At 63.9% G+C, this 10,845-nt stretch carries 8 protein-coding genes and 1 pseudogene; 6 read left to right on the forward strand and 3 right to left on the reverse strand.

Annotated elements, in window-relative coordinates:
- Both J3350_RS10160 and J3350_RS10165 read left to right on the forward strand, forming a co-directional pair.
- Positions 1-184: pseudogene (locus J3350_RS10160) on the forward strand (hypothetical protein); the annotation flags it as partial.
- A gap of 119 nt (positions 185-303) precedes the next feature.
- Positions 304-3,060, forward strand: a complete 2,757-nt coding sequence (locus J3350_RS10165) for an insulinase family protein (RefSeq protein ID WP_207686527.1) — start codon at positions 304-306, stop codon at positions 3,058-3,060.
- Positions 3,061-3,143: 83 nt separating this feature from the next.
- On the opposite strand, the gene J3350_RS10170 is transcribed toward J3350_RS10165, so the two are convergent.
- From J3350_RS10170 to J3350_RS10180, 3 genes are read right to left on the reverse strand one after another with little or no spacing between them, the layout of a single operon-like run.
- Positions 3,144-4,079, reverse strand: coding sequence for a glycosyltransferase family 2 protein (locus tag J3350_RS10170; protein ID WP_242700244.1), 936 nt, complete (start codon positions 4,077-4,079; stop codon positions 3,144-3,146).
- Positions 4,069-4,971 carry a carbohydrate deacetylase gene (locus J3350_RS10175; RefSeq protein WP_207686529.1) on the reverse strand — a complete coding sequence of 301 codons (903 nt, stop codon included), beginning with the start codon at positions 4,969-4,971 and terminating at the stop codon, positions 4,069-4,071. The genes J3350_RS10170 and J3350_RS10175 overlap by 11 nt, the downstream gene beginning before the upstream one ends.
- Entirely contained in the window at positions 4,958-6,514 is a 1,557-nt protein-coding gene (locus tag J3350_RS10180; protein ID WP_207686530.1) for a glucosyltransferase domain-containing protein, read from the reverse strand. Before J3350_RS10180 ends, J3350_RS10175 begins: the two co-directional genes overlap by 14 nt.
- 287 nt (positions 6,515-6,801) lie before the next feature.
- Here J3350_RS10180 and J3350_RS10185 point away from each other — a divergent pair, with 287 nt between their 5' ends.
- The 4 genes from J3350_RS10185 to J3350_RS10200 all read left to right on the forward strand — a co-directional run.
- Complete coding sequence (locus tag J3350_RS10185; protein WP_097791900.1) at positions 6,802-7,089, forward strand: chemotaxis protein; 288 nt, start codon at positions 6,802-6,804, stop codon at positions 7,087-7,089.
- Entirely contained in the window at positions 7,086-8,531 is a 1,446-nt protein-coding gene (locus tag J3350_RS10190; protein WP_097791899.1) for a terminase large subunit domain-containing protein, read from the forward strand. Before J3350_RS10185 ends, J3350_RS10190 begins: the two co-directional genes overlap by 4 nt.
- Before the next feature lie 13 nt (positions 8,532-8,544).
- Positions 8,545-10,296 carry a hypothetical protein gene (locus tag J3350_RS10195; protein WP_207686531.1) on the forward strand — a complete coding sequence of 584 codons (1,752 nt, stop codon included), beginning with the start codon at positions 8,545-8,547 and terminating at the stop codon, positions 10,294-10,296.
- On the forward strand, positions 10,293-10,845 hold a 553-nt coding region (locus J3350_RS10200; protein WP_207686532.1), incomplete at its 3' end, for a ribosomal-processing cysteine protease Prp. The genes J3350_RS10195 and J3350_RS10200, both read left to right, overlap by 4 nt.

Consider the following 10,845-nt stretch of genomic DNA (forward strand, 5'->3'; position numbering starts at 1 on the left):
TGAAAGCCCCTGCGGGGCTTTTAAGCCGACGTCCGGTTTGCGAAGCAAATGCCGCGTGTTCAGCGCGGCAAGGACGGGAGGCACGAATCAAGGGCTGCTCGCCCTTGATAATCCCAAAGAAGAAGGCTCTGCCAAAAAATCGGGCGGTGCGCCAGTCGGCGCAGACGCTTTTCCGATTTTTTAGCAGAGCCGATTTTTATTGGCGGGCCGCACGCAAAAGAGAACATCTCCGGATTGTTTGTTGCGTCTTACAGCGCACCGTGATACAATAAACAAAAATCCATTTGAAAAAGGAGAATCCCAATGAAGCAATATCCCGGTTATACCGTCGTGCGCTGCGAGGACTGCCCCGAACAGCACGGTACCCTGACCGTGCTGACCCACGATGTCAGCGGTGCGACCATCCTGCTGGTGGAGAACGAAGATGTGAACAAGGCGTTCGGCATCGGCTTCGGCACCTTCCCATCGGATGACACGGGTGTGTTCCACATTCTGGAGCACTCGGTGCTGGCGGGCAGCGAAAAGTACCCGGTGACCTCGCCGTTTTTGCAGCTGCTCAAGAGCAGCATGGCGTCCTTCCTGAACGCGATGACCTTCCCGGATAAGACGGTCTACCCCTTCGCCACCCCCAACGAGACCGACTTCCGGAACCTGATGGACGTCTACCTGAACGCGGTGTTCTGCCCGCTGGCCATGGTGGACCGGGCTGTGTTCGAGCAGGAGGGCTGGCACCGCGATGCCGACGGCACCGTGAGCGGCGTCGTCTACAATGAGATGCAGGGCGCGCTGGCCTCCCCGGATGCACAATTGCAGGATGCGCTGGAGCGGGCGATGTTCCCGGATACGGCCTACGGCTTTGTGTCCGGCGGTGACCCGGCCTCCATCCCGGCGCTGACCTATGAGAAGTATCAGCGGGTGTACCGCCGCCATTACAGCGCCGACAACTGCTGTGTGACCCTGTATGGCAGGATGGATATGGCCGAAAAACTGGCCTTCCTGGATGAACACTACCTGAGCAGGATGCCCAAGGGCACCAGCCAACCCAGACTGACGCTGCAGGACGAGCAGCCGGGCGTCTGCGTGAACATCCCGTACTATACCGAAAAGCCGGAGGCCGACCAGGTGCAGTGTGCGCTGGCCTGGTACACCGGCGCATTTGCCGACCGGGAACGCCAGCTGGGCGTGGAGATCCTGCTGGATGCGCTGCTGGGGTCGAATCAGTCGCCGCTGAAGGCTGCGCTGCTGGAACAGCAGCTGGGTGCCGACATCGACATCGGCTTTGACGACAGCACTTTGCAGCCCACGCTGGAACTGGTGCTGCGCGGTGCCACCGAGGAGACCGCAGGCCGGTTTGCGGCCGGGGTCCGGAGCGCCGTGGACGACATCCTGGCCGAGGGCATCCCGGAAGACCTGCTGCTGGCCAGCCTGAACGCGGCAGAGTTCGCCTCGCTGGAGCGGCCGGGCAGCCTGCCCGACGGTGTGCTGGACGCCATCCATGCAGCGACCGGCTGGCTCCACGCCGGGGACCCGACCCTGCTGCTCCACACGAATCAGCTCTTCGCCGCCCTGCGGGAGAAGATGGCCTCCGGCTGGTTCAACGACCTGCTGCGGGAGCTGTTCGCGGCTGCGCCGGTGCAGGTCATTCAGGTGCCGACCCTGCCCAAGGCGGAAGAACCCGATGCAGCCCCGGCCCGCACCGACGGCAAGCTGGCACTGGACCATCCGCTGACGGTGGCAGACCTGGGCGAGGGCAGCCCCAGCGCCGAGGGCGTTGTGGGCAGCGTGGCCGGTGCGGAGCTGCTGCACCACCCCTCCAAAGGCAGTTTGTATCTGAACATTTACTATGACCTCGGCGGGCTGACCACCGAAGAAGTGCAGTATCTCGACCTGCTGACCGATGTGCTGGACGAGCTGGACACCCCGCGCCACACGGCCCGCGAGCTGAACACCCTGCGCAGCACCTGGCTGGGCGACAGCCAGGCTTGCATCAGCTTCTGGACCGGGCGGCAGGCGGGGAACCCCTGCCACGCAAAGCTCACCCTGAACATGAGCCTGCTGGAGCGCAGTCTGGAAAAGGCTGTGGAACTCGGCGGCGAGTGGCTGTATGAGACCCGGCTGACCGGCGCAAAGGCCGAAGCGGCCTTCGCCCGTGTGCTGAGCCAGCAGAAGCTGAACATGGAGCAGCAGTTCCTCCAGATGGGCAACCAGTACGCCGCCGTGCGCGCCGGAAGCCACTATTCGGTGGAGTATGCGCTGAGCGAGGCATGCAGCGGCGTGACAGGGTATCACTTCCTGTGCGTGCTGCTGGAACAGGCCGACTGGGCCGACCTGGGCCGGAAGCTGGAAGCCGTGCGGGAAAAGGTGCTGCACCATGCAGCCCTGACCATCAGTCTGCACGGCAGCGAGGATGCCCGGAAGCAGCTGGAAGCCCTGCTGCCCAGCAGTGCCTTTGCCGAGGGGATGCGTTCGCCCGCCCGGCCCTACACCCAGGCGCTGACGGCTCCGGTGAACGAAGCCTTTATTATCGACGGCGGGGTGAACTACGACATCCTGACCTGGCCGCAGGAGCGGAAGCCGGAGCGCCGGGTGCTGGCCCGCGTGATGAGCTACGAGTATCTGTGGCACCACATCCGCGAGGTGGGCGGCGCGTACGGCACCGGCATGGTGACCCGCGCCGAGACGGAGTATCTGTATACCTACCGTGACCCGCATCTGGCCGAGAGCTACGAGACCTTTGCAAAGGGCCCGGCGGAACTGGCCGCCCGCGCGTACACCGAAAAGGACCTGACGGATTCCATCGTGGGCACCGTCTCCGAGATGGACAAGCCCATGAAGCCCAGCGCAGAGGCGCGGGACCTTGACCGCCGGTATTTCTGCGGCATCACCGACGCGATGCTGGCCGCAGACCGCAAGGCCCTGTGCAGCGTGGACGCTGCCGCGCTGAAGGCCATGGCCGCAGAGCTGGGCACCGCGATGCAGCACGGCACCCGCGTGGCTTTTGGCAGCAAGGAGGCTGTGGAAGGCGCAACGGGCCTGTTTGACCGCATCGAGACGCTGTAACACAAGATAAATAAGAGATCCCCCGGCGGTTGGAACGCTCTGAACGGAGAGCGGCCCGGCTGACCGGGGGATCTTTTGTTTTTTTACGGAGCGTCGTCCAGCGTTTCGGCGATGACATAGCGGGGGCGGCGTTTGACTTCGTCGTAGATCTTGGCGAGGTAGTAGCCGATGATGCCGAGGCTGAACATGAGCAGTGTGCCGGTGAAGAGCTGCAGCAGGATGACCGTGGTGAAACCTTCGAGCGCTTCGCCTGCAAGATAGCGGAACAGCGCCTCGCCGCCCACCAGAAGGGTGGCAATCAACATCAGAAAGCCCATCAGGATGACGAGGTAGAGCGGGGCCGACGTGAAGGATGCCAGGCTGGAAATGGCGTAGCGGATGAGGCTGAAAGTAGACCAGCTGCTCTGCCCGGCAGTGCGGGGCTGGACGTCGAACTCCACCCGCGCCGTGCGGAAGCCCACCCACGCCGAGAGGGCGCGGTAGAAGGTGTTCCGCTCCGGCAGATTCAGCAGGACGAGCACGGCCTTGCGGTCCAGCAGCTTGAAGTCGGAGCTGCTGCGCAGGTCGGTCTTGGCCGCCTTGCTGATGAGCCCATAGAACCAGCGGGCGGCGGTGCGGTGGGCGGCGCTTTCGGTGCCGCGCTCGCGCTTGACGCCCTCCACGACCTCGATGCCCTGGGTCCAGAGCCGGTACATTTCGGGGATCGTTTCTACGGGGTGCTGCAAGTCACAGTCCAGCGTGACGCAGCAGTCGCCGCGGGCGGCCTGCAGCCCGGCGCACAGGGCTGCTTCCTTGCCGAAAGCGCGGGAGAACCGGATGCCCCGCACCTGCGGGTACGCCTGCGCCGTCTGGCGGATGATGTCCCAGCTGTTGTCGGTGGAGCCATCGTTGACGAAGAGCACCTCATAGCGGATGTGGGCGGCGGTGAGGACCTCGGCCAGCCGCCGGGCCATTTTGGGGATGTTCTCCGCCTCGTTGTGGGCGGGAAGGATGACGGAGAGAAGCGGTTCAGCGGCCAAGGTGCTCGACCTCCTTTCGGCTGAGGGTGTGCAGAGCATGGGCCTCGACCGCCCGGCCCTCGGACAGATAGAAGGGGTGAAAATCGGTCTTCTGCGGGTCAAAGAAGGGCCCGCCCGGCTCCACGCCGCCGGGATGGAAGAGCAGCTCGACCGGCTGGCCGCGTTTCTGCGCCAGACGGAGGTACTGCGGCAGCACGGCCCGGACGCGGTCGGCGTCCATGTGGCCGGAGAAGAGGATGCCGCAGAACAGGGCCGTGGGGATGCCGCTGCGGCGGAATGCGGGGCGGTCGAGCAGCCAGCAGCCGTTCAGCACGGCCTGCTTGACGGCATTGACGGCGGAATAGCTGCCCCAGAGCCGGGGACAGCCGACAAAGGGCGACAGCGGCTCGGCCGGGATGCGCAGATGCTCGACCGGGAGATGGTGGTCGGCAAGGATATGCAGCAGCGTCCGGAAGACCAGCGGGATCATGTGGGTGTGCTGGTGGCTGTCGATGCGCAGGGGCGTCCCGGCGGGGAAGAGGGCGGCATAGGCGAGGAGCTGGCGCTCCAGTTCCCGGTAGAGCTGGGCGGCAAAGGCCCTGCGCCGGGGCGTCAGCGAGAGCCGCAGAAGCCCGGTGAAGGAGTTGCAGAAGCTGCCGTCCGGCCGGACGAGCAGCGGGATCTCCGCAGCGGGAGAAAGGGCTTTGCCCTCCACCAGATTGAGGTGGACGGCCAGCTTCAGCCCGGAAGGGCGCAGCGCGGCGACGGCTTCTTCCAGCGAACCGTTGGGCACGATGCTGACGCTGTTCAGGCAGCCGTGAGTTTGGCAGTCCCGGATGAGGGCATCGCCGTGGGCGGTCATGCCGTAGTCATCGGCGTGAAAATAGAGGATGGGAGGTTCAGTCATCTGCATCGATCCCCTCTCCTGCCCGGATGACGATGGTATCGCCCACGACTGCGACCGAACCGGTCTGCGGCCAAAGGGGCATCTGACGGACTTCGTCCAGCGCGAGGAGCTGCTGCTTTTCTGCGCGGGTGGCAAAAGTGTAGTCGGTGGAGCAGTAGTCGTTCAATGCAGCCGTGAGGACGCTCTGGCCCACCGTCGGATTATCGGCGAAGAGGATGAGGCCGGCCGTGTAGCCGGTCATTTCCGGGGAGAGGTCGGCAGAATAAGCCCTGGAATCGGGCAGATGGCCGATGACGGCGATCCGGGTGCAGGCGTCCGCGCCGTCCAGCTGCTCGATGCGGTCTGCAATGCGCAGAAGGGTGCCGTAGGAGCGCTCATAGCTCATCTGGGACAGGTGATAGCAGACATTGGCCAGCACGATGCAGTAAAAGACGATGGCCCCGCCCACGAGGAGGATGGCCCAGCTCCGGAGCGCGGAAGCGCGCGGCGAGAGACCGTCCAGCCGCTCGTAGAACAGCACGAAGCACAGATAAAAGGCGGCGTAGCCCATGGTCATCAGGTTGTGGTAATCGACCCAGGGGTTGAGGAAACAGAGGGCCGCGGCCCCCAGCGGCAGTGCGGCCAGATAGACGAGCAGGAGCCAAAAGCGGACCGGGTCGTGCCAAAGGGTCTGCTGTACGAGGACGGTCAGCAGGAAAACGGCCAGCAGGGCAAAGACCAGAACGTTGAGCACGAACCAGACCGTGAGGCCGTTGTGCAGGTCAAAGAAGAAGCGGAAGAAGCGGGTGATGCAGCCATGCAGAGCCGACCAGAGATGGAGAAAACCGACGGTGTCGAAGCCCTGATAGTCGGACAGGGCGGTGCCGGAAAAGGCCAGAACCAGCTGCAGGGCCACAGCATAGACCGCTCCGGCCAGCACACCACCTGCCAGAAACCGCCCCGCACTGCGGAGGGACGCGGCAGCGCTGCGGCGGTGAAAGAGCAGATCGTCCAGCAGCCAGACCAGAAGCAGGGTGATGGTGACGGTCAGATAAGCCTGATAGATGCCCACGGAGAACCACAGGCAGGCTGCCCCCGCGAAGAAGGAACGCCAGCCCGGCCGGGTGAGCAGAAGCGCGCTGAGGCAGGCGGCCAGCATGGCCAGACAGTAGCCGTCGGCGACGTATTCATAGGCAAAGGTGGAGGTGACGGTGGGAAAGACCGCGATCAAAGCCCCGGTCAGCACCAGCGCCACCGGCTTTTTCAGGTGCAGCAGCGCCGCCACGCAGACCGCCGAACCAGCCAGGAACAACAAGCCCAGCAGCAGGTTCAGCCATGGCAGGTCGTAATAGGAGCTGAGCCCGCAGGCCAGCGAGAGAAAATAGCGGCCATATTGTAGCATCTGCTGGGCATCGTACCGGAAGACGAGGGAATCCCAGTTGGGGAGCCAGTTGGCCATCTTATAAAAGTGCGCGAGCAGGCCAAACCCGAAGGCGGAGAAAAACACGAGCCGCCATTCGGGCCAGAACCTGCGGGCAAGCTGCGCAGGCAGCTGATCGGGGTATACCATAAAAAACCTCCGAAGGTCGAAATGAGACGAAGTTTAGTTCTAGTATAAACCATTTGAAAACGATACGCCAGCCCATTTTATGCTTCTCCTTAAAAAATTGAGGGCAGATCCCCCTATTTGCGGAAAAAGAACGCGGACAGGTTGATTTTTGCATGGCAAAATTGTACAGAACGGAAAACGGATTTGAAAAACTACAGAGCGGGCCTACGAAAGGTTGCACTGTTGCAAAAAGATAATTGGTGGTATTATGTTGACAAGCCAAAACGAAAGGATGTGAAATAAACCGAATGGCGCAGAAGATACGACCTTCGGCGGGCAAGGGACTGGACAACCTGCACCGCGCCACGGACACGCTGAGCACGATGCTGGCGCAGGAGGTGAAAGAACTGAACACCCGCCAGAAAGCGGCCCGCCGCGACGGTGCAGAGGCGGCCGGGACCATGAAGGGCCTGAAGGAAGCCACTGCGGTGCTCAAAGATCTGGCCGCTGTGGCCAAGACGCTGAACGAACAGGGCGCGGATGCAGAGGGCCGGGAGTGCGGCGTGGTGCTGCTGCCGCCGGTGGAGGATGTATGAAGACAGGAACGAATGCGCCAGTCGTCTGGCGGCCCCAGCCCCGGCAGAGGGAGTTCATGCGCAGACCGGAGCCGGAGGCTCTCTACGGCGGCGCGGCAGGCGGCGGCAAGAGCGATGCGCTCATCATCGAGGCGCTGCGGCAGGTGCAGATCCCGCACTACCGGGGGCTCATCCTGCGCAAGACCTTTCCCCAGCTGAGTGACCTTGTGGACAAGAGTCTGGTCTACTACCGCCGGGCCTTTCCGGAGGCGCAGTACAACGCCACGAGCCATGTGTGGGTCTTCCCCAGCGGGGCAAAGATCTACTTCGGCTCGATGCAGTACACCAAGGACCGCACGAATTATCAGGGCAAGGCCTTTGATTTCATCGGCTTTGATGAGCTGACCCACTTCGAATGGGAGGAGTACAGCTACATGATGAGCCGCAACCGCCCCACCGGGCCCGGCACGCGGGTGTACCTGCGGGCCACCACCAACCCCGGCGGCGTCGGCCACGGCTGGGTCAAGGCCCGGTTCATCACCCCGGCCCCGCCCGGCACTCCCATCGTGGAAGCGTTCCCGGTGCGGATGCCGGACGGGACGGAAAAGGTGCTGCAGCGGGCGCGGGTGTTTATCCCATCCAGCGTCTTCGACAACCCGGCCTTGCTGGAAAACGACCCGGATTACCTTGCAAGTCTGGCCTCTCTGCCCGAAGCGGAAAAACAGGCTCTGCTCTATGGCAGCTGGGACAGTTTCTCCGGTCAGGTGTTCACCGAGTGGCGGAACGACCCCGCCCACTATCAGGACCAGCGCTGGACCCATGTGATCGCACCGTTCCCCATCCCGAAGCACTGGAAGATCTACCGCGGGTTCGACTTCGGGTTTTCGAAGCCGTTCTCGGTGGGGTGGTACGCGGCGGATGAGGAAGGGCGGCTCTACCGCATCAAAGAGCTGTACGGCTGCACAGGCCGCCCGAACGAGGGGCTGCGGATCGACCCGGTGGAGCAGGCCCGGCGCATCCGGGAGGTGGAGCAGAACGACCCGCAGCTGCGCGGCCGGGTCATTCAGGGCATTGCGGACCCGGCCATCTTCGACGAGAGCCGGGGCGAGAGCATCGCCGCCATGATGGAGCGGGGGCCGAACTTCCTGCACTGGATGCCCGGCGACCACACCCGACTGGCCGGTAAGATGCAGTTCCACTACCGGCTGGCGTTTGACGGAGAGGGGCGGCCCATGTTTCAGGTGTTCGATACTTGCAGGCACTTCCTGCGCACCATCCCGAATCTGGTGTACGACGAGAGCAACGTGGAGGACATCGACACCCGGCAGGAAGACCACATTTACGACGAATGCCGGTATGTCCTGATGGAACACCCCATCTCGCCGCCCCGGCGCACGGCCCGCCCGCCGGTGGGGGACGACCCGCTGGAACTGCACCGGCAGGCGAGATTTTATCGGATTTAGAAAGGAGTAGATTATGGATATCGTGGAAGAAAAACTGCCCATCGGGCCGGAGGAGGTCGCAGAGGCGGCGGCTGTTCTGCAAAAGTACAAGGCAGGCAAGGCGGCGCTCGACAAACGGCTGGTGGACAACGAACTGTGGTTCCGGATGGGGCACTGGAAAAATTACCAGAACCCGATGATGGAGGGCAAGCCCCAGCCGTCCAGCGGGTGGCTGTTCAACTCCATCGCCAACAAACACGCCGATGCGATGGACAACTACCCGGCCCCGAACGTGCTGCCCCGCGCGGCAGACGACGAACAGACTGCGCGGGTACTTTCCAGCATCCTGCCGGTGGTGCTGGAGCAGGCCGATTATGAGCAGGTGTACAGCGACACCTGGTGGCGCAAGCTCAAGCAGGGCACCGGCGTCAAGGGCGTCTTCTGGGACCCGGAAGCGCACGGCGGCCTGGGCGAGATCGCCATCCGGCCCATGAATCTGCTCATGCTCTACTGGGAGCCGGGCGTGGAGGATATCCAGACATCGCCGAACTTTTTCTCGCTGCGGATGGAGAACACCAGACAGCTGGAGACCCGCTGGCCCCAGCTCAAGGGCCACAGCGCCAGTGTACTGGATGTGCCCCGGTTCCTCCACGACGGCGGGCTGGACACCACCGAAAAGAGCGTCGTGGTGGATTGGTACTACAAAAAGCCGGACGCCGAGGGCCGGGTGCTGCTGCACTACTGCAAGTTCTGCAACGGGGTGGTGCTCTACGCCAGCGAGAACGACCCGGCGCTGGCCGGGCGCGGATTCTATGACCACGGCAAGTATCCGTTCGTGTTCGACCCACTGTTCATGGAGGAGGACAGCCCGGCGGGCTTTGGATACATTGATGTGATGAAGGAGTGCCAGACCGCCATCGACCGGATGAACCATGCGATGGATGAGAACGTCCTGCTCGCCTCGAAGCAGCGGTATGTGCTGAGCGACACGGCCGGTGTGAACGAAGAAGAACTGGCAGACCTCTCGCGGGATATCGTCCATGTAGTGGGGCGGCTGGGCGACGACAGCTTCCGCCCCTTGCAGACGGCGGGCCTGCAGGGCAACAGCCTGAGCTACCGCAACAGCCGCATCGAGGAGCTGAAGGAGATCTCCGGCAACCGCGATATGACCCAGGGCGGAACCGCTGGCGGTGTGACGGCGGCTTCGGCCATTGCCGCCTTACAGGAGGCAGGCTCGAAGCTGAGCCGGGATATGCTCAAGAGCGCGTACCGTGCCTTTGCCAGGGAGTGCTACCTCATCCTGGACCTGATGCGGCAGTTCTACGACGAAGAGCGGGTCTTCCGCATCGTGGGGGCCGCAGGCCAGAACGAGTTCGTGCCCTTTTCCGGGGCCGCGCTCCGCCCGCAGCCGGCCGGCACCGTGGGCGGGGTGGAGCTGGGCAGCCGCGAACCGGTCTTCGACATCGTGGTGAGCGCCGAGAAGAAATCGACCTTCAGCCGTCTGAGCCAGAACGAGACCGCCAAGGAGTGCTATCAGCTGGGCTTCTTTGCCCCGGCCAACGCCGATGCGGCTCTGGCAGCGCTGGAGATGATGGATTTTGAGGGCATCGAGAAAGTCCGCCAGCGGGTGCGGCAGAACGGTACGCTGGCCATGCAGCTGGCCGTTTTGCAGAGCCGATTGACGGCGCAGGAACAGCCGGGGAAGGCCGCTGTGACCGGCCCCGCAGACAATTTGAGCACAAAGGCCGCGGCAGATGCCATGGGCCTTGGAAAGGAGAACCGATGATCCGTGTGATCTACAGTGAACTGGACGGCCCGGAGGGCCTGACCCTGCGGCTGGAAGCGTCCGGCCACGCGGGCTATGCCCCCGCCGGGCAGGACATCGTCTGCGCCGGTGCCAGCACCCTGATGCAGGCTCTGGTGAGCCTGCTGGCAGGGGAAAAGACCGCCCGCAGCGATGCCTGGGATGAGCCGGAAGGCCCCCGGCTGGCTGTGACCGCCGCCGCCCCGCAGGAGCCGTGGGTAGAGGGGGCTTTTGAGCTGGCCAAGGCCGGGTTTGCCCTGCTGGCCGAGCGCTACCCGGACAACCTCCGCTTTGCAGACCTGAGCCGCCGGGGCGAAGCGGCCATGATGGACCTGCAATTGTTCGCAGAGGGCGGCAGCGAGACCGGCGGCGCAGGGAGCGCCCCGGCCCTGAGCGAGGCACAGGCCCGGCAGGCCGTCGCCTCCGGCACCCTGAAGCCGGGCCGGGAGGAGGCAGCGCCGCTGGAGACCCCGAAGGAGGAAATCCCGAAGAGAAATCCCGGCCCGGAAGCACCCTGTCCCACCCCGGAAC

Source organism: Faecalibacterium sp. Marseille-Q3530 (genome assembly GCF_017377625.1).
In the GTDB taxonomy this organism is placed as follows: domain Bacteria; phylum Bacillota; class Clostridia; order Oscillospirales; family Ruminococcaceae; genus Faecalibacterium; species Faecalibacterium prausnitzii_E.